The organism is uncultured Paracoccus sp. (genome assembly GCF_947487305.1).
Lineage (GTDB): Bacteria > Pseudomonadota > Alphaproteobacteria > Rhodobacterales > Rhodobacteraceae > Paracoccus.
The window spans coordinates 344,508-363,063 of the sequence record NZ_CANKWH010000002.1 but is presented as its reverse complement, the minus strand read 5'-3'; the positions used below and the strand labels follow the sequence as shown (position 1 = coordinate 363,063).

Annotated in this window: 19 protein-coding genes, 1 tRNA gene, 1 pseudogene and 1 riboswitch; of the genes and pseudogenes, 10 read left to right on the top strand and 11 right to left on the bottom strand. The window is 61.0% G+C overall.

Annotated features, from left to right (window positions below; genetic code table 11):
* The first annotated feature begins 6 nt into the window (after positions 1-6).
* Together Q1A36_RS04410 and Q1A36_RS04405 are read left to right on the top strand one after the other, a co-directional pair.
* Positions 7-81: transfer RNA gene (locus tag Q1A36_RS04410), tRNA-Thr, on the top strand.
* Between the two features lie 92 nt (positions 82-173).
* Positions 174-1,685, top strand: coding sequence for a DUF6538 domain-containing protein (locus Q1A36_RS04405; RefSeq protein ID WP_299840291.1), 1,512 nt, complete (start codon positions 174-176; stop codon positions 1,683-1,685).
* A gap of 38 nt (positions 1,686-1,723) precedes the next feature.
* Here Q1A36_RS04405 and Q1A36_RS04400 read toward each other — a convergent pair whose 3' ends face one another.
* From Q1A36_RS04400 to Q1A36_RS04390, 3 genes are all read right to left on the bottom strand, one after another.
* Positions 1,724-2,359 carry a recombinase family protein gene (locus Q1A36_RS04400; protein ID WP_299840288.1) on the bottom strand — a complete coding sequence of 212 codons (636 nt, stop codon included), beginning with the start codon at positions 2,357-2,359 and terminating at the stop codon, positions 1,724-1,726.
* Positions 2,360-3,618: 1,259 nt separating this feature from the next.
* Positions 3,619-4,164: a ribonuclease H gene (locus tag Q1A36_RS04395; protein WP_299840286.1), complete on the bottom strand. Its 546-nt coding sequence runs from the start codon at positions 4,162-4,164 to the stop codon at positions 3,619-3,621.
* Positions 4,165-4,331: 167 nt separating this feature from the next.
* On the bottom strand, positions 4,332-4,649 hold the full coding sequence (locus Q1A36_RS04390; protein WP_299840283.1) for a hypothetical protein: 318 nt from the start codon (positions 4,647-4,649) through the stop codon (positions 4,332-4,334).
* Between the two features lie 146 nt (positions 4,650-4,795).
* On the opposite strand from Q1A36_RS04390, the gene Q1A36_RS04385 reads away from it, so the two are divergent.
* Both Q1A36_RS04385 and Q1A36_RS21445 read left to right on the top strand, forming a co-directional pair.
* Positions 4,796-6,610 carry an RNA-directed DNA polymerase gene (locus Q1A36_RS04385; RefSeq protein ID WP_299840280.1) on the top strand — a complete coding sequence of 605 codons (1,815 nt, stop codon included), beginning with the start codon at positions 4,796-4,798 and terminating at the stop codon, positions 6,608-6,610.
* Positions 6,610-7,131, top strand: a pseudogene (locus Q1A36_RS21445) (hypothetical protein); the annotation flags it as partial. The gene Q1A36_RS04385 and the pseudogene Q1A36_RS21445, both read left to right, overlap by 1 nt.
* A gap of 39 nt (positions 7,132-7,170) precedes the next feature.
* Here Q1A36_RS21445 and Q1A36_RS04380 read toward each other — a convergent pair.
* Both Q1A36_RS04380 and Q1A36_RS04375 read right to left on the bottom strand, forming a co-directional pair.
* On the bottom strand, positions 7,171-8,250 hold the full coding sequence (locus Q1A36_RS04380; RefSeq protein WP_299840277.1) for a sulfotransferase domain-containing protein: 1,080 nt from the start codon (positions 8,248-8,250) through the stop codon (positions 7,171-7,173).
* A 121-nt stretch (positions 8,251-8,371) separates the two neighbouring features.
* Positions 8,372-9,727: an IS1380-like element ISPme1 family transposase gene (locus Q1A36_RS04375; RefSeq protein ID WP_171380759.1), complete on the bottom strand. Its 1,356-nt coding sequence runs from the start codon at positions 9,725-9,727 to the stop codon at positions 8,372-8,374.
* Positions 9,728-10,367: 640 nt separating this feature from the next.
* On the opposite strand from Q1A36_RS04375, the gene hisD reads away from it, so the two are divergent.
* Genes hisD through Q1A36_RS04360 form a run of 3 tightly spaced genes read left to right on the top strand, consistent with a single transcriptional unit; the run spans position 10,368 to position 12,623 of the window.
* Entirely contained in the window at positions 10,368-11,681 is a 1,314-nt protein-coding gene (gene hisD, locus Q1A36_RS04370) for a histidinol dehydrogenase (RefSeq protein WP_299840268.1), read from the top strand.
* The gene (locus tag Q1A36_RS04365) at positions 11,678-12,160 is read left to right on the top strand and encodes a UPF0262 family protein (protein ID WP_101752033.1); all 483 of its coding nucleotides are present in this window, start codon (positions 11,678-11,680) and stop codon (positions 12,158-12,160) included. Before hisD ends, Q1A36_RS04365 begins: the two co-directional genes overlap by 4 nt.
* Positions 12,161-12,164: 4 nt before the next feature.
* Positions 12,165-12,623, top strand: a complete 459-nt coding sequence (locus Q1A36_RS04360; protein ID WP_101752032.1) for a low molecular weight phosphatase family protein — start codon at positions 12,165-12,167, stop codon at positions 12,621-12,623.
* A gap of 188 nt (positions 12,624-12,811) precedes the next feature.
* Here Q1A36_RS04360 and Q1A36_RS04355 read toward each other — a convergent pair whose 3' ends face one another.
* Together Q1A36_RS04355 and Q1A36_RS04350 are read right to left on the bottom strand one after the other, a co-directional pair.
* Positions 12,812-13,705, bottom strand: a complete 894-nt coding sequence (locus tag Q1A36_RS04355; RefSeq protein WP_299840263.1) for a DMT family transporter — start codon at positions 13,703-13,705, stop codon at positions 12,812-12,814.
* A gap of 74 nt (positions 13,706-13,779) precedes the next feature.
* Positions 13,780-13,930, bottom strand: a riboswitch (FMN riboswitch).
* A gap of 55 nt (positions 13,931-13,985) precedes the next feature.
* The gene (locus tag Q1A36_RS04350) at positions 13,986-14,219 is read right to left on the bottom strand and encodes a DUF1127 domain-containing protein (protein ID WP_299840260.1); all 234 of its coding nucleotides are present in this window, start codon (positions 14,217-14,219) and stop codon (positions 13,986-13,988) included.
* Between the two features lie 141 nt (positions 14,220-14,360).
* On the opposite strand from Q1A36_RS04350, the gene Q1A36_RS04345 reads away from it, so the two are divergent.
* Positions 14,361-15,233, top strand: coding sequence for a LysR family transcriptional regulator (locus Q1A36_RS04345; RefSeq protein ID WP_299840257.1), 873 nt, complete (start codon positions 14,361-14,363; stop codon positions 15,231-15,233).
* Between the two features lie 3 nt (positions 15,234-15,236).
* Here the strand turns inward: Q1A36_RS04345 and dtd are convergent, their stop codons facing one another.
* Genes dtd through Q1A36_RS04325 form a run of 4 tightly spaced genes read right to left on the bottom strand, consistent with a single transcriptional unit; the run spans position 15,237 to position 16,803 of the window.
* The gene (gene dtd / locus Q1A36_RS04340) at positions 15,237-15,686 is read right to left on the bottom strand and encodes a D-aminoacyl-tRNA deacylase (RefSeq protein WP_299840255.1); all 450 of its coding nucleotides are present in this window, start codon (positions 15,684-15,686) and stop codon (positions 15,237-15,239) included.
* Complete coding sequence (locus tag Q1A36_RS04335; protein WP_299840500.1) at positions 15,683-16,099, bottom strand: DUF6691 family protein; 417 nt, start codon at positions 16,097-16,099, stop codon at positions 15,683-15,685. The genes dtd and Q1A36_RS04335 overlap by 4 nt, the downstream gene beginning before the upstream one ends.
* Positions 16,096-16,521, bottom strand: a complete 426-nt coding sequence (locus tag Q1A36_RS04330; protein WP_299840252.1) for a YeeE/YedE thiosulfate transporter family protein — start codon at positions 16,519-16,521, stop codon at positions 16,096-16,098. The genes Q1A36_RS04335 and Q1A36_RS04330 overlap by 4 nt, the downstream gene beginning before the upstream one ends.
* A 54-nt stretch (positions 16,522-16,575) precedes the next feature.
* Positions 16,576-16,803 (bottom strand): hypothetical protein, encoded by a 228-nt coding sequence (locus tag Q1A36_RS04325; protein WP_299840249.1) that lies wholly within the window; start codon positions 16,801-16,803, stop codon positions 16,576-16,578.
* Positions 16,804-16,909: 106 nt separating this feature from the next.
* Here Q1A36_RS04325 and Q1A36_RS04320 point away from each other — a divergent pair, with 106 nt between their 5' ends.
* Together Q1A36_RS04320 and Q1A36_RS04315 are read left to right on the top strand one after the other, a co-directional pair.
* Entirely contained in the window at positions 16,910-17,155 is a 246-nt protein-coding gene (locus tag Q1A36_RS04320) for a DUF2312 domain-containing protein (protein WP_101752025.1), read from the top strand.
* A 117-nt stretch (positions 17,156-17,272) separates the two neighbouring features.
* On the top strand, positions 17,273-18,550 hold the full coding sequence (locus Q1A36_RS04315; protein WP_299840244.1) for an imelysin family protein: 1,278 nt from the start codon (positions 17,273-17,275) through the stop codon (positions 18,548-18,550).
* Positions 18,551-18,556: the final 6 nt, after the last annotated feature.

Below are 18,556 nucleotides of genomic sequence, written 5' to 3'. Positions count from 1 at the left end.
CACGATGCTGTGGTAGCTCAGTGGTAGAGCACTCCCTTGGTAAGGGAGAGGTCGAGAGTTCAATCCTCTCTCACAGCACCATGATTCTTCCAGTAATGTCAATAAATTGCATGAAGAACAGTAGGCTAGGGGAACTCGGTCCTACACCGGAGTCCTACACCATGGCCCTTCAAATGGCCCGTCCGACCAAGGACAAGAAGTCGGGAATCTTTCTGATCCGCCTTAAAGTCCCCGCAGATATTCGCGAGCAAGTCGGCAAAATTGAGACGGGAAAGTCGTTACGCACACGGGACCCTGACGAAGCCCGCAGGCGCTGGGCAGAAGCATATCTGGCCTATCAACGCGAATGGCAGGCTATCCGCACGGGACCTGAGGCGATCCCCCATAAGCAACTCGTGGCACTCGCTGGTGAGTCCTATCGTGACGCTATGGCGATGCTTGATGATGAGCCGGGCACGGTGGGTGTGTGGCAGGCTTTTCATGGTCTGAATGATCGTGTGGGGTCATCTAAGGAGAATCTACGGCAGTGGTATGGGGCGACGGCGGATCAGATACTGCGCTCCAAAGGTCTGAACGCGGATGCCGCCAGCTATGACCGCCTCATTGACGAATTGCACCGCGCAGCGATCCAATGGGCGGAACAGCAGCACAAGCGTTCTGAGGGCGACTACAGCCCCGATCCGCAGGCCGATAGGTTTCCGGCATGGCAGGACCCGATCAAGCGTGATACACCCTCTGTGAGCCTGTCCGATCTGTTCGCGCTGTGGGAACGAGACCACCTTGCGGACGGTAAATCCCCCCGCACCGTGACAGACTTCCGCCACAAGGTTGCATCGCTGATTGAATACCTTGGGCACGATAATGCACACGCTGTCGAACCCATCAACATCGCTGACTGGTGTTCTTTCCTGCGCCACGAACAGGGCATATCGGGCAGGACCGTCAGCCAGAAATATCTTGCGGCGGTCAAGGTCATGTTCCGTGTCGCCGTCGAGAAGCAGCGGCTGTCCAGCAATCCTGCCGCATCAGTCACTGAACGCTACAGCAAGGCACGGCGCACGCGTTCCAAGGGGTTCACCGATGCGGAGGCTGTGGCGATCCTTAACGCCGCTCTGGTCGATCCGGCAGAACTTGGCCGCCGCTCTGCGCTGAATAAGCGGGCGATCCGCTGGGGTCCGTGGATATGCGCCTTCACGGGCGCGAGGATCACCGAAGTGATGCAAATGCGATCCGAAGACCTGATCGTCGTGGGTGGTATCCCTTGCCTGCGGATCACGCCCGAGGCGGGGTCGGTAAAGTCGGGCGCTTATCGCGTCGTTCCCGTCCATCCCCAGTTGATCGAAATGGGTCTGGTAGACCTCATTCACTCCTTGCCCCCCGGCCCAGTCTTCTATTCGTCCGCACCCCATCGCGGCAAAGCTGCCGATCCTGTCGAACGTGCGCAGGCGGCTGGCGGGAAGGTAGGGCAATGGGTCCGAGCAGTCGTGGGGATCACCGATGACGTGCAACCGAACCATGGCTGGCGACACAGGTTCAAGACCGTTGGGCGTGACGTTGCCATCGGGCAGGAATATCTGGACGTGATGCAGGGCCACGAAGACGGACGCGCCGCGAGCGACTACGGAGAAACGACCGTCAAGGCGCTATGGCGGGAAATCCAGAAGCTGCCCTATATCCGGGTCTGATTCTGTCGAGGCAGCACAAATACAAAGACGAACAAGCGTCAATCCTCCCACCTCGCCAATGCCTCCGCAGCCGCCGCCGGATCGTCCTTGATCCGCAGGACCGCTTGCCGTGAAAGCCCGGTTGCTCTGGCGATGGCGCTGGTTCCCGCCCCCTCCGCATCCATGCCCAAGACCATGGCCAGCTTGTCGTTGTTATACGCGGGTTTTCTGCCGCGATACTTTCGGGCATTGCCCTTCTGCGCCGCTATGCCCGCCCGCTGGGCCTCTTTGGTCGCCTCGGCCTGTGCCTGTGCCGTCGCAGCCATGAAGGCTATCAGCGCGTCTCTGACGGCCTGCTGCACAGGGTCTGTCGCCGTGCCATCAAAGGTCATTTTGTTGATGACGGTGCGGATGACCACGCCCCGCCGCATGAACTCTCGGATCGTATCGGTTACGTCGCGATAGTCCCGGCCCAGCCGATCAACCCAGCGCACCACCAGCACGTCACCGGCCCGCAGCTTGTCCCCTAGTCGTTTCCCTTCGGGGCGATCCGCAAGCTTTGTGGACACGCCCGACACGCCGTGATCAGCGATCACTTCATCAATCTTGAAGCCTGCTGCCTCGGCTTGGGTTCGCTGATGTTCAAGGGTCTGTTCTGTCGTGCTGACGCGGGCATAGAGGATCGTCTGTGACATGGTTAAAGCCTATCCATTAGGGTCATGTCCGTTGTTACACATGTCCGTTGATGGAATGCAACCCCTACGGACACCCTTTTGCGCTCAGCGCCACATGTCCGCTGCGGTATACCGATACGGACACTCGCCCTTACGGACACCCTATTGTCAATCAGATTGACATTAGCCGACCGCGCCCGCTTGAACCTGCGGGCAGACATCGCCGCCCTTGTGTTCATGGAAGCAAAGAACGAAGCCTTGTGCCTCACCGCCCAACTCGCCAGCGCTGACGCCATCTGACGCGGCCAACACAGGGGCGCGGGACCATGCCCGCCCCCTACCCCCTGTCCCGGCCCATTGGACCCATCCCCGACACCCCATACGGGGACGGTCGGCCACCGCCCTACATCGGTAAGGCGCTCAGAAGTTTGCGGCAAAAATCGCTTGGGTCCCATCTGCTGACTATCAGGCCAAAACCGCAGGACATGACCCACAGACCGGCGAGTCTGTTCCTACAGGCATGAAAGAGAAGACCATGTATCAAAGCGCCTATTGGGATACCTGTAGGGACTGCACCACCCCGTCATTATCAATGCATCCTTTGGTGTCCCTCAAGATGCACCACCGTACGGTTGCCACCCTTGAAGCATGTTGCCGAAGAGTGTTTGATTGGGGCGGTCGGGGTGGTCGTCTCCTTGGCAGTATCCCTACAGCTTACCACCGTACGGTGAACCCCTGTGGTTTCCCTATATAAGTGCGGAGGGACTTTTAGGCCGCAGTTGGTTCTATAAACAACCTGCCCGCAGGCTTCCCGTCATCCAAGATCGCATCTCGTAGATCACAACCCCATTCCGCCCGACAAAACCTGTTCACCATTTGCGCGACGTTCAGCGATCCTGGATATTTGCTATCCGGGTACAGCTTGCCGATGCTGGATGCACGATTCGCCTTCAGTAGTGCAGGGTCCAACAGGATGTTTCGCAACAGCCCGTCTGCACCTGAAGCCGACTCAAGGAGCGCCAATATCATCGCGCGGCACTCGTCTGCAGGCATGCGGCGCAGGTCAAAAGCCAACCAAGCGGCGCGGTCATAGTGGGACGATGTGCGCTTCCTGTTCTCGAACTGCCGCGAGCCTCTGGATTTATTGCGTGTCGCTGCCTTGGCGCAGGGATTTGAACAATACACTTGATCCTTGCGCCTTGGCGCAAATTGCGTCGAGCATCGGAGGCAAGCACGTTCGGTCACGGCGACCCTTGTTCCAATGGCGATGGAGGAACTGGTCACGACCACGCCCCAGCGTAGTATCGCGCACGTTGCTCGGCCTTCCGTGCCGCCGCATAGGCCAGCTTGTCGGCCCGTTCGTTGTGCTCATCGCCATTGTGGCCGCGTATCCAGAGAAACCTAACATTCCGGCCTTCAGCGGCGCGTTCAAGGCGCTGCCAAAGGTCCCGATTGTCGGGTGCTTTGCCGTTGCCCTTCTTCCAGCCGTTGGCCTTCCACGCATCAAGCCATTCGTTCATGGCATTCGGTATCAGGTTCGCGTCGCAGTAGACGCTGATCGGTTCACCAGATGGGGAGCCAAGGCGTTCAAGGGCAACACACACCGCTGTCATTTCCATGCGTACGTTGGTGGTGATTTCCAGCGCAAAGCCGAATCGCTCGCGGCACTTGGTGATTTGGCCTTCGGGGTCCCTCCGAAGCGTCACGATGCCATAGCCCCCGTGGCCGGGGTTGCCGATGCATGAGCCATCGGTGAAAATCTCAATGCGAGTCTGGCACTCATGATGCTGGCCATCGCTGTTGCTGGTTTCTGTCTGGTTTTTCACTGTGGTTTCTTTCTGCTTTGAAGTGCAGCCGAATGCCCCGATCAGAGGGACCGGGTGCGCAGGGCTGTCTTAAGGTTGTTGCAATTGGGGGTGGGCCTTCAGGTACTGACCGCGGAGGTGCTCAATCACTGGTCATCACGCCCATTGGGCCACCCAAACGTTTTCCCCTATGCGATGGGGGAACTTATTTCCGGTGCCTCGTCCCGTTCCTTGGTCAGCGGGAGAATCTTGGCTTCCAGAATCCTGACGGCCTTCAAGATGAACTTGCCTTCCGACTGTTCCCCGTTTGACATCATTTCCCCGTGGCGCGGTTCCACCGACTTGTCCCGCAGATCGGGCGGTGCAGCAATGTAGCTGCGGCGACGCCGGAAAAGCCGACGTTCATACAGACAGCAGCGGCCAACCGGGTTGAAACCACAGGACGGGCGGGAAGTGGCTGTTCGCTGCGCCCGGCATAGACGGCAGCAACACGCATAGTTGGCCATATGGTGTCCTTGTCTACGCTCTCGTACCCTCGCATTTGCGGTCTCAACGCGCGGCCCTGCAGCAAAGTCCAAATGATCGCAACGCCACCCCTTGCCAGCCAGTACTCTCACCCCGATAACTAAGTTGACAACGTGTGAGGCCGGTTTTGCAATCTCCGAAGTTTCAGTTCCTACAAGATGATATCAAGGATGTTTTCGATATCAGTCTCTTAAAAGAGGAGTGGAAGAAGCGGACCAAACCGCAAATACGTAAGCAACTCGTATTTGACGCAATTGAATATAGAGACATTGATCAGGATATAAATCGCCTACTTCAAAGCGTTCGCCGAGAGGTCACGGAAGGTAATTATGTCGTGCAGGCACCCAAAAGGTATCTGACCGAGAAATCTCGCGGGCTCTGCCGTCAGATGACTTTAATACATCCAAGGGATTTGCTCGTTCTAGAAAGACTTTCGAGATCAGTGTATTTCGAGTTGAAGCGTAAGGCCCCGAGCAAGACTGCATTCTTTGAGCCGGACGATGGCAAGTTTGCAAAGGGATTTAAACAAATCGACTTTGAGTATGGTTCATTTGCAAGTTGGAAAAAGTTTCAGAAGACAATTTTTGGCTTCGCTAATGAAAATGATTACATAGTCATCACCGATGTTGCAAACTTCTATGACTTCATCAACTTTCAGCACCTGAGGAACATTGTCTCATCGTTGGCTGATATTAGGGAGTCAATTCTAGATTTGCTAATTCATGTATTGAACCGCCTGACATGGACGCCCGATTTCATGCCTTTGACACAAGTAGGCATGCCTCAGATTGAGACATCCGCCACACGTGTTTTGGCAAACGCTATGCTTTATGAGGTCGACAAGCTTTGCGAGCATTCGGCGGTGTCAAACTACGCCAGATTTATGGATGACATGGATGTAGGTGTGGATTCCGTTGCGAAAGCAAAGGTCATTGTGCGAGATATGGATTTGACTCTTCAATCACGTCAACTCAGGCTCAACTCTTCAAAAACTCAAATACTGTCACAGAAGGAAGCATTTTCGCATTTTTGCATCTCGGAGAATAATATACTTTCGCGGATTGAAACCCTTCTAGAAAAGGGACGATTTATTAAGTTCTCGAAAATGATCTTAGCCTCTAAATATGAGACTTGGCTTGATCGATCCTCTACCGGTGGGCCTGGTAAAAACTCGCGGCTCATTAGAGGTAATGGACCGAAAATCCATAAGTATGTATTGAGTCTGATCTACGAGGCAGGAGGTACGGTCAGCGAAGAAGATCTTCTCTGGCAGATCGAACACAACCCATCCATGCGACCGACAGCATTGCGATACCTTTCCAGAACGAGTAGAGGAAACACAGTCCTCAAGAAATTGATCGGAATGTTGAAAAATGGCGTATTCGTTGACGATTCTGCGTATGTAGATTTGGCAGGCTTTATGCTTCACGCCAGATTTCGCAAAACCAGCGCATGCACATTGCTTGCGACTGAGTTTTGTAAGTATGCCGCTTCGGCGAGCGATATTGGCTTGCATAGTGCAATATTCGTATCGGCACGCTTTCTCGCACGCTCGCAGATACACAGCCTTCTGATCGAGAATACTGAAAGAATTTCAGACGACTTCTGGCTCAGCCGAGCAGCGGCAGGGCTAACGTCTTTGTTCATTGGCGAAGTCGAATGGGGGCAGTACCACAACTTCCTTCGTGATCTGAATTCGTCAGACGCTGACGATGTATGTAACTATCTGCTGTCAGTAAGTAGCTCTACAGCCTTCAATCAATCTCTCAAAGCCTACATCAAAGCTCCTAATCACACCTTCCCTCAGGCACTTTTCTTTCCCAAAGTCTTAATCCTACTGGCGGTCGCAAAGAACAAGATTAGCGCTTCATTGGCGCCTAACCTCCATATCGATCATCCGGCTCTCAAAAGGGACCCATACTATTCTCAAATGGGCTTCTGATGCTGATGACCCAGTTGCCCCAGACATCCTTCTGGAGAAGTGATGGCGCGAGCCGACAGAAACGGAAACCACCGCCACCTTTCCACTTAACCGCTTCAGTAATGCCGCTTGTGTCGTGGCCATCCACTATCTTCGTGAGACGTGGCTTTACCCTGCTTCTGACCGGCATCAGCCTGTGGTTCTGCGTGACGGATTGCCCGAGCTATTGGCTGGTGCGCGAGATCCGCAATCAAGGCGGAAGAATTGTCTCCGACGGCAATTTCGCGCCGCGGCTCTGGTGCAGAAATACCCTTGCTGCCCGTGCAGCGCATCAGACGATCCTGGAACTCGCCGATCTGGCGCTGCTGACATGGGAAGACGAGGCCATGCTGTGGCAGGACGCCGACCCCGGCGATGGCCTGCGACGCCATCACGCTGCGGGTGTGCCGACAATCGTCCTGAAACGCGGCGGCGTGGCCTGCCTGATCTCGGGCGAGGGGCAGGTGCCGGAGGTTCCCGTCCCTGCCGTCGTGCAACCCGTCGACACGACGGCAGGTCAAGACGACCCGAACCTCACCAGTTCAGTAAGCGCCGTTCTGGGAGGGAATTACCTCTCCAGGCTTCTCACCCTCGTCGACCTTGACGAGTTCCACATTCATATAGCTATCGTCCACGAATTTCACGCCGAACCGCTGGATCGTTCGCGCCACCAGATCGACATCCGCCGGGGTCAGCTCAGCCTCCCATTGACCAATCTTTCCGCTGCGCGTGAAAAATTGCCCGGTGGCCCCATGAATGCTTCCGTTCAGCTCTTCAAAGGCGCGAACCGTTTTGAATGACGATCGCTCCGCTGCAAGGGCAAGATAGTATTCGTTGCGGATCAGACCGACATAGTCGACGACCGAGCGCATGACATCAATCGGATTGGTGACCAGGTCCTCGTATTGCAGGGCAAGATGTCTGGAGCGCGTCTCGCATGTCATCCAGCCGCGAAGCGTGTTGGCAAAGGCCCCGGCACTGCTGCGGACCGACTCTCCGATGGTTGCAAAGCGGGCATCGCCCCTGCTTTTGAACCTGTAGTAATAATATGACACGACGAAATCGAGCGCATTCCTGTGCAGCGTAATCACGTGGGGAGATCCGTCACCGATCCGGAAGGCGCCGTGAAAATATACGAAATGCTTGAACTTGGTGCTCCGCAGATAGGGGTTTCCTTGCGGGAACACCATGTATGAATTGCGCGGCAATATGACGTCAAGATCATCATAGGTAACCGCATTGCAACTCGCATCCTCGAGCAGCGCAAGGTAGTTGGCCAGGTAAATGCGGAAGTAGTTCGTGCCGCTTTTCATCAGCGTGTGGAGCCGCAACGTATCCACGTCACACACGCGATCGCTCAGGCAATCAAATCGATTTTGAAGTTCTTCCTTGATTCCAGAGTCTTCAACGGCCGCGATGGTATTTATTGCAGCCGGCAAGTCGAGGTGGTCCAAGAAGCGTCGAGTCCTTTCGATAATCTGATCCATAAAATACTCCGACAGGAAATAAGTGCATGTATGAACCGACATTCCCCAAGTGGCCTGCCGCTTGACTTCAAGATCGCCTGATTTTGCTCGCTGGGCAAGCGTTTTTCGCCCCGAGCGGTGTCTGTCGTCGCGCAAACGGCCGAAGTCGGGTGGATCAAGCCTCGAACCCGCAGCATTCTGGCCCGGCAGAGCCGCTTTTCCGCGCGGCAGACGGACCTGTCTTGCCGCTTTCGTTCAGCTTGGGCATGGATCGTGGTCATGCGCATGACGGAGGCGTTCGAAGACGGCGGATGGCGGCAAGGACGGCCCGCACCATCGGGCCGGTGACGGCGACCTCGGCCAACTGGAAGGTAATGGCGCGGGCGTGGCGGACGACGCGGGCGCCGATCTTGATCAGCTTGAGTTGCAGGCTGGTCAACGACCAGTCCGCCATGGCCTCGGGCAGTTCGATGCAGCGCAGGAAGGTTGCCAGGTTGTAGGCCAGCGCGTGCAGTTGCAGCCGCACCTCGTTGTGCCGGAACTTCCGGCATGACAGCCGCGTCCAGCGAAAGGCATATTTGCCTTCCTTGATGTGCTGCTCTGCGGTGCCGCGCTGGTTGTAGAACCTCACCACCCAGTCTGGCTCCATCGGCAGGTTGGTGACGATGAAGCCGACTTTGGGGAACAGCTCGCCCGGATGCCATTCGATCTTGGCGATGACGCGGCGCGGCTTGTCCCAGGACGCCGCCTGATACTCGAAGTCCTCGAAGAACCGTTTGACCTTGGTCAGCGAAGGCCGTCCCACGGGCCGTGTCAGCCGATGCGCGATCTTCTCGCGCAAGACGGCGTTGGCGGGCAGACGGATGGCGTAGAAGAACCTGGCTTCTTCCAGCCGCATATAGATCGCGGGGATCGCGTAGGCAGCGTCGGCCCGGAAGAAGCGTCCACCAAGGTCGCGGCCAGCATATCGGGCAATGACGGGATCAAGGACATCCCGCCAGCCATCGGCGCTGTGGACATTGCCGTTACGCAGGGCGCAGCGCTCCAGCATGCCAAACTGGTTGAACAAGAAGATGGGGTGATAGCAGGTGCAGTCGAAATGCCCGTTCCAGGCAGCACCTTCCTGATCGCCGTGGGTGGGGCTGACCGAGCTGTCCATGTCCAGCACGATGTATTGCAACCCGTTGCGGTCATGAAACCGGTCGATCCATTGGCCGTTCAGATCGGCCAGCGCCGCCCGGTTCGCGGCCAGAGCCAGCGTCTCGGTCTCGAACCGTCCCATCTGCGATGCCGAAGCAGCTTGCGCCTCGACGGCCCTGCCGCCAACGACCTGACGCATCACGGGATCGAGGGCCAAGCGGTCGGCATCGTTCACATCCTCGTATCCGGCCAGTCGTCCGAACACCGATTGCCGGAACAATCCGTCAAGCCGATGGAGCGTGTTCTTCCCGGTGCGGCTGTCTCGCAGCGCCTCCGACGCCAGATTGGACAGGCCGAGCACGTCATCAAGCTCGCGCATCACCAGCAGGCCACCGTCTGAACTGATCTGCGCACCACGGAACTCCAGACGCACACGGCGGTCGAAATCAACCCGATCTCCCCGCGCCAAGCCCGCACCCTCCAGGTGATCCATGAAACGCGCCCCTCGCAGCCGTCAACGCCATGATTTATATGCGAAATATCACGATTACGACAGCGAAATCAGCGACTTACTTGGAGAATGTGGGTCTGAATCCACGCCGTCCACGACATAGAGCCAACTGCGCCACAGCACCGGATAGACATCGACAGGCAGAAAATGGCCGAGCGACGTCGACCTCATGGTCAGGTCCAAGCACCGCTACCAAATCCGCGGCCCAATAGTTGACGCGCTTGCCGCACAGCCCGCACCGTACACATGTCAACTGACCGCTTGCCGCCGCCTGAAACATTCGGCGGTTCTTGTAGCCATTGGCTGAAGGGTGTCCTGCGGGCATAGATAGGAACATAAAGGGAACATTTTTATCCGGCAAGCTAACAATTTTAGGGCATGCTAAGTGCGCCTGCCATTTGGCTGGCACAGGCTGGCCGTTCCTACACACCATTCCTACACCGCCCTTCCGGTTGAGGAAAAATTATGCCATAAAATCAATACACAACTACTGAAACAGCCGAGTTCAATCCTCTCTCACAGCACCAGTCTTACCCACACCCTCCGCAACGCCTCGTCTGCACGCGCCCGCTTGAGGCCCCTCGCGCATGGCGCTAACAAGGCCGAAGCGCAGGAGCGGACGATGCCGATCACACTGAACACCTCGGATGCGGATTTCGACGCGGGTTTCACCCGGATGCTGTCGATGAAGCGCGAGGATTCGGTCGATGTGAATGCGACCGTCACTGCCATCATCGACGATGTCCGCGCCCGTGGCGATCTGGCGCTCTGCGATCTGACCGCGCGGTTTGACCGGCTGGAGCTGACGCCCGAAACGCTGCGCTTCACGCCCGAAGAGATCGAGGCAGAGACCCTTCGCGTCAGCGACGGGGATCGCGCCGCGCTGTCGCTGGCGGCCGAGCGCATCCGCGCCTATCACGCAAGGCAGATGCCCGAGGATGCCAGCTGGACCGATCCCGAGGGCGCGACGCTCGGCTGGCGCTGGACGCCGGTTTCGGCGGCCGGGCTTTACGTGCCGGGCGGGCTGGCTTCCTATCCCTCGTCGGTGCTGATGAATGCCATCCCGGCGCGGGTGGCCGGGGTCGAGCGGCTGGTCATCTGCGTGCCGACACCGGATGGTGCGGTCAATCCGCTGGTGTTGCTGGCGGCAAAGCTGGCCGGGGTCGAGGAGATCTATCGCATCGGCGGGGCGCAGGCGATTGCCGCGCTGGCCCATGGCACCGGGACGATCGCGCCGGTCGACAAGATCACCGGGCCGGGCAATGCCTATGTCGCGGCGGCCAAGCGGCAGGTCTTCGGCAAGGTCGGCATCGACATGATCGCCGGCCCGTCGGAGGTGCTGATCATCGCCGAGGGTCAGCAGAACCCCGACTGGATCGCGCTCGATTTGCTGGCGCAGGCCGAACATGACGCCGATGCGCAATCGATCCTGATCACCACCGATCCGGCACTGGCCCGTGCGGTTGCGGGCGCGGTGGATCGCATCCTGCCGACGCTGCCCCGCGCCGAGATCGCCGGGGCCAGCTGGCGCGATTACGGCACGATCATCATCGCCCGCGATCTGGACGAGGCGGCGCGCCTGTCGAACCGCATCGCGCCCGAGCATCTGGAACTGGTGGTCGACGATCCCGAGGCGCTGGCCCTGAAATGCGTCCATGCCGGGGCAATGTTCCTTGGCGCGCATACGCCCGAGGCCGTGGGCGATTACGTCAGCGGCCCGAACCATGTCCTGCCCACCGCCCGCTCGGCCCGGTTCTCCTCGGGCCTGTCGGTGCTGGATTTCCTGAAACGCACCACCATCGCCCGGCTGACCCCCGGCGCGCTGGCCGCCATCGGCCCGGCTGCCGTGCGGCTGGCGGGGGCCGAGGGGCTGCAGGCGCATGGCGCCTCGGTTAAGGCCCGGCTGGAGCTGCTGAACGAAAGGAGCGGGGGATGAGCCGTCTCTGCAAGATCGAGATCGACGACAGCGGCGTCCCGCCCGCGACCCCCGAGATGGAACAGGAGCGCAAGGTCGCGGTCTTCGATCTGCTCGAGGATAACAGCTTCGAGGTGCCGGGCCGCGACGGCCAGCCGGTCCCCGCCGGGCCCTATCTGCTGGATCTCGCCATCCGCGAGGGGAGGCTGGTCTTTGACCTGACCAATGAGGGGGCCGAGAAGGTGGCCGAGTTCCACCTGTCGCTGGGGCCGTTCCGGCAGGTGGTGAAGGATTATTTCCAGATCTGCGAAAGCTATTTCGACGCGGTGAAGCGGCTGCAGCCGGCCCAGATCGAGGCCATCGACATGGCCCGGCGCGGCATCCACAACGAGGGCGCGCGCACGCTGCAGGAGCGGCTGGAGGGCAAGGCGACGCTGGATATCGACACGGCGCGGCGGCTGTTCACGCTGATCTGCGCCCTGATCCCGCAGAAGGTCTGAGGACATGGCGGCAGACATCCCCGGCTCGGTGCTGTTCTGCTGCGACCATAACGCCATCCGCTCGCCCATGGCCGAGGGGATGATGAAGAAGTTCTATGGTCGCGCCGCCTATGTGCAATCGGCGGGGGTGAAGAACGATCTGGAGATCGACGGCTTCGCCGTGGCGGTCTGCAACGAGATCGGCGTGACGCTGAACAACCACCGCACCCGCAGCTTCGAGGAAATGAAGGCCTGGGGCGACGATCTGGGCGGATTTGACCTGGTGGTGGCGCTGTCGCCGGCCAGCCAGCGGCTGGCGCTGGAACTGACTCGGGTGTTCCATCTGGACGTTGAATACTGGCCGATCATGGACCCGACCGGCATGGCCGAGGGGCGCGACGCCAAGCTGAACATGTATCGGCAGGTGCGCGACCAGATCCGCCGGATGATGATCCAGCGATTCGGGGAACCGACGGCGCTGTGACCTCACGAGGCAGGACCCGGCCCGGGGACAAGGGCGAAGCCCGCCCGGGCCAGAGTCCGACCGCCCCCTGGGCGGACGCTTTTTTCGCCCTTCCGCGCCGAACAGTTGATTGATGTGGCGGCACCATAAACTGCCCCGAGCAATCGCCTCAGCGTCCACCCGCGGTCGGCCGCCGGCCCTCTCTCGCGTCAGGCGGTGGCCAGGCCACGCCTCTCCCGCGCCAGCAACCACAGCGACGCGCCCACGATCAGCGCCGATCCCAGCCACATGCTGCCCGGCGGCACGAAGCCAAAGACCAGCGCGCCAAGGCCGACGTTGAAGGCCAGCTTCACATGGTCGAAGGGCTGCAGGAAGGCCGCATCCGCCGTGGCATAGGCGCGGGCCAATGCGTATTGCGCCAGCGCCGTCAACAGCCCGGCGATGACCAGCGCCGCCGCCGCCTGCCATGAAGCAAGGCCAAGCCCACCCGCCTCGGGCATCAGCGCCAGCCCCAGATTGAGCGGCGTCAGCAGCGCCAGAAGATAGAGCGTCAGCGTCTCGGGCGATTCGGTCGCGGTCATGCGCTTGGTCATCAGCGAGGCGGCTGCCCACAGGGCCGCCGCACCGATCGGGGCGAAGGCCCAGAGGGTGAATCGATCCGACCAGGGCGACAGGATCACCGCGCCGCCGACGAATCCGGTCAGCACCGCGATCCAGCGGGCAGGCGTCACCTCTTCGCGCAGCAGAAGCCCGGCACCGGCGGTGACGAAGAAGGGCGACAGCATGATCAGCGCGATGGCCTGCCAGATCGGCACATGCGCCAGCCCCAGCGTCCAGAGCTGCACCCCGCCAACCGCGAAAGCCACGCGCAACAGATGCGCGCCGGGCCGATCCGTGGCAAAGCCCTTCAGCCCGAGCCCTTGCCAGGGCAGCATGACCAAGAGCGCGATGAAATACTGCCAGAAGGTCGCCGTGGGGGCCGAGACGCCCAGCATCATGGTGACGTATTGCAGCAGCGTGTTCACGCAGGCAAAGCTCGCACCTGCCCCGATCATCAGCGCCGCGCCTGTCATCGCCGGCTGTCCGCTTGCAGAAAGTCGCATCAATTGGCCCCCTTCGTCATGTCCGTCACGCGGGGGGCAAAAGGCACGAACCCCGCGCCGCTGGCGCAGGGGAATGCCGCTCTTTCTCATCCGGACTATGACCGTCGGCCCTGGAGTTACACCAGATCTGCTGACCCCCGACCGAAACCGGTCGGGGCGCTCGCGGGCTTTGCGGCCAGGCCGCTTACCGCCGGTGGGGAATTTCGCCCCGCCCCAAGAGTGACGCGGCCAACCATGGCCGCGCCTTCCAGATAGGGCCGGGCAGGGCGGCTGGCAAGGCTCAGCGCCGGGCGTAGAAATATTCCGGGGCGTCCCACATGCTGCGGTTCACCTCCTCGTCTACCTGCTCGCGGGTCAGGCCGACGTCCCGCAACTGCTCATCAGTCAGCTTCGACAGGTCGATTCGGGTCTTGCGGAGGTCAAAGGCAGTCAGGATGCGCTCCAGCCAGTCCGGTCGGGGGATGATCCCCTGTCCCGTCACGACGCGCAGCATGGCGGCTGATTTCTGTGCCATCGTTCAATCCTCCTGATACCTGACATCATCAACAAAGATGAATGGTTTCTTTGAATTCATCTTCATTGCTGATAAGATGACATCGGAAGAGTCATTCGTAAAATGAATGATTTTGATTTCATCGATCAAAGAGGTTGAGCAATGCGCAATCTGGATATCGCCACCCTCCGCTCTCTGCAGGCGGTGGCGGAACATGGGGCGGTGACCCGCGCCGCCGAGTCGCTGAACATGACGCAAAGCGCCATGTCGATGCAGATCAAGCGGCTGGAAGAGGTGTTCGAGCGGCCCTTGCTGGAAAAGCAGGGACGGGGCGTGGTGCTGACCGATTTCGCCCGGCTGCTTCTGACCGAAAGCCGCAAGCTGGTGGCGCTGAACGATGGCATCATCGCCCGCTTTACCGGGGTCAAGCCGGAATGCCGGCTCAGGGTCGGGCTGACCACCGACTGGCCGATGCTGCATTTCACCCAGGCCGTGCGCGAGTTTCGCAAGGCCCATCCCGAGGTCGAGGTGGTGCTGTCGGACGGCGTCAGCATCGAATTGCGCAAGCAGTTCGAGCGCGACGAGCTGGACGTGATCCTGACCACCGAGCTCGATTGCGGTGCAGGCGGCATCCAGCTTTACGAGATCGATCTGGTCTGGATGGGCGCGGTGGGCGGCAAGGCCTGGCGGGAACGGCCACTGAAGCTGACAAATTCGCTGAACTGTGCCTTCCTCAAGGGCGCGATCGCCCGGCTCGAGGCGGCGGGGATTGCCTGGGAACATGCCTCGGGCGTCGGCAGCTGCGAGCGGAACCTGATGCTGTCGGCGGCCGATCAGGGGGTGAACACCTTCCTGCGCCAGATCCCGCGCGAGGGGCTGGAGCCGATCGACCATGGCGGCGCCCTGCCGCCCTTGCCGCGCAGCAGCCTGAACATGTATCTGACCTGCGGCCCGGTCTCGGCGCTGGCCAGCGAATTTGGCCGCTATCTGCGCCGCGCCGTGCAGGAGGAAAAGCTGGAGCAGGAGGCGGCGTAAGCCCTATCGCGGCGCTTCGGTATCCAGCCAGATCGTCACCGGCCCGTCATTGACCAGCTCGACCGCCATGTCGGCGCCGAACTCGCCGGTCTCGACCGGCAGGCCCAGGTCGCGCAGCGCCTGTGCGAAATGCTCGTAAAGCCGCTTGCCGTCTTCGGGCGCGGCGGCTGCGGAAAAGCCGGGGCGGTTGCCGCTGGAATTGTCGGCGGCCAGCGTGAACTGGCTGACCACCAGGCAGCCGCCGCCCACATCCGACACCGAGCGATTCATCTTGCCCGCGTCGTCGCGGAAGATGCGCAGCTTCGCGATCCGCGCCGCCAGCTTTTCCGCCGTTGCCTCGTCATCGCCGCGCATGGCGCAGGCGAGGATCATCAGCCCCGGTCCGGTCTGGCCGATGATCGTGTCGTCCACCGTGACCGAGGCGCGGCTGACCCGTTGCAACAAGGCTCTCATGCGCGGCCTCTCCCATATCCATAGATCATCATGGCCGCGGCCATGGCGGCGAAGAAGGCCCAGAAGGGCAACCCGCCAATGCCAAGCGTGGCCATCGATGGACCGGGGCAGAGGCCCGAAAGCCCCCAGCCCAGCCCGAACAGCGCCGAGCCGAGGACCAGCTTTCTGTCGATGCGCGGGGCAGGGGCTTCGGGGAACGGCTGACCACTGACCGAGAGGCTTCGGCGCGCCGCGATTCGCCAGGCGATTGCCATGGGGATGATCGCGCCCGTCAACACGAAGCCAAGTGTCGGGTCCCAAGCGCCAAAGACATCCAGCCAGCCCCGCACCTTTTCCGGCTCGGTCATGCCCGAGACCAGAAGGCCCGCCCCGAACAGCCCGCCCGCCAGCGCGGCAAAGACCAGCCGCATCACGGTGCCCACCCGAGCGCGCGGGCGATCAGCACCGCGAGGCCCCCGGTGACGAGATAGATCAGCGTGGCGACGATGCCCCGCAGCGACAGGCGCGAGATGCCGCAGACCCCGTGGCCCGAGGTGCAGCCATTGGCCATCCGCGTGCCAAAGCCGACCAGCAGTCCCGCCAGCACCATCACGCCCAGCCCGGCCACCGGCAGGGCCGGACCGCCGATGCCGGCGCGTGACAAAAGGGCGGGAACACCGATCAGCGCGGCGATGAAGACCGCGCGCTCGGGCGCATTCGCCCGGCCCGATCCATCGATCAGCCCGCCCAGCAGCCCGCTCGCTCCCATTATCCGGCCGTTCAGCAACAGGAACATGGCCGCCGCAAGGCCGATCATCAGCCCGCCGATCAGCCCGGCAATCCAGTCAGGGTCCATCTGCACCTCGCGCAAAGCGTTCGGGTGACAGCGTCACTGGAATTCACCGGGATTTCAACTGCCGAGAAAAATCCCCAGCACCACCGACATCAGCCCGATGGTCGAGGCGCCAAGCGCGGCCATGTTGACCATCAGCACGCGGCGCATCTTGTCCTTCAGCGCGGCATCGTCCAGCCCCGCCTTGCGCGCCCGCGCCACTGTCGCGATGCACCACATCAGCAGCACCACGCCCAGCATGGTCAGCGCCGCACCGCCCCAGATCAGCCAATCGAATATCGTCATTCCGCGCCCCCTTGCGCCTTGGCCCTAGCCCCGATTGCACGGCGCGGCAAGACCGCCTATGCCTGCCCCGCGATGAGGCAGCAACTGAACCGGAGTGCAGAAAAACATGACCGACCCCTATAACGTGACCGCCGACGAGCTGCGCCAGTTCATCGAACGCATCGAGCATCTGGAAGCGGAAAAGAAGGACATCGGCGAGCAGGTCAAGGAAGTCTATGCCGAGCTGAAGGGCCGCGGCTATGACAGCAAGGCGATCCGCAAGCTGGTGACGCTGCGGAAGAAATCGGCCGACGAGCGGCAGGAAGAGGATGCGATCCTCGAGCTTTACAAGCAGGCGCTTGGCATGGTCTGACCCGGCGCGGGAGGTGCGACAGTTTCCGATTGTTTCTCTCGGTCTATCCGATTGACAAATCTGAGGCCTTCGCTCAGGTTTTCGCCGATTGGCCCGAGTCCTTCGGAAGGAAAGCTCATGTCCCGCACCCGTTTCTCCCGCCCGCTGCTGCTGGCCATTGCCCCCGCGCTGATGCTGGGCGGGGCTGCCTGGTCCGCAGAACCTGCCGACGTTCTGGCGACCTATGCCGACATCGCCGAGGCTGGCTATGGCGACAGTCTGACCACGGCGCAGGCGCTGCGCGGTGCGGTGGGAGCGCTGGTCGAAGCCCCGTCCGAGGAGACGCTGGCGGCGGCGCGCGAGGCCTGGCTTGCCGCCCGCGTGCCCTACCAGCAGACCGAGGCCTTCCGCTTTGGCAACCCGATCGTCGATGACTGGGAGGGCAAGGTGAATGCCTGGCCGCTGGACGAGGGGCTGATCGACTATGTCGATGCCGCCTATGGCGGGGCGACGGATGAAAACGACTATGCGGTGCTGAACGTCATCGCCTCGCCCACGTTCGAACTGTCGGGCGAAGAGATCGACGCCACCACCATCACGCCCGAGCTGCTGCAGGACAAGCTGCACGAGGCGGCCTCGGTCGAGGCCAATGTCGCCACTGGCTATCACGCCATCGAATTCCTGCTCTGGGGGCAGGATCTGAACGGCACCGGCCCGGGTGCGGGCAACCGCCCCTTCACCGATTACGCTGCGGGCGAGGCCTGCACCAACGGCCATTGCGACCGGCGCGGGCAATATCTGGTTGCCGCGACCGATCTTCTGATCTCGGATCTCGACTGGATGGCAAAGCAATGGGCGGAAGGGGGCGCGGCGCGGACGGCCGTCACCGCCGATCCGCAGGCCGGTCTGGCCACCATCCTCACCGGCATGGGCAGCCTCTCCTATGGCGAGCTGGCCGGCGAGCGCATCCGGCTTGGCCTGATGCTGAACGACCCCGAGGAAGAGCATGACTGCTTCTCGGACAACACCGTGAACAGCCATTACTATGACGGGCTGGGCATCCGGAACGTCTATCTGGGCCAGTATCAGCGCGTCGATGGCAGCACGGTCAGCGGCCCCTCGCTGTCGGAACTGGTCGCCGCCGCCGATCCGGCCGTGGACACGCAGCTGAAGACCGAGCTTGATGCCAGCGTTGCGGCGCTGGACGGGCTGCGCGAGGCCGCCAAGGGCGGCATGGCCTATGACCAGATGCTGGCGCCCGGCAATGCCGAGGGCGAGAAGCTGATCATGGCGGCGGTGGACAGCCTGATCACCCAGACCCGCTCGATCGAGCGCGCGGTGACGGCGCTGGGTCTGGCCGATCTGTCGCTGGAAGGCTCGGACAGCCTCGACAATCCCGAGGCCGTGTTCCAGTAAACCGCG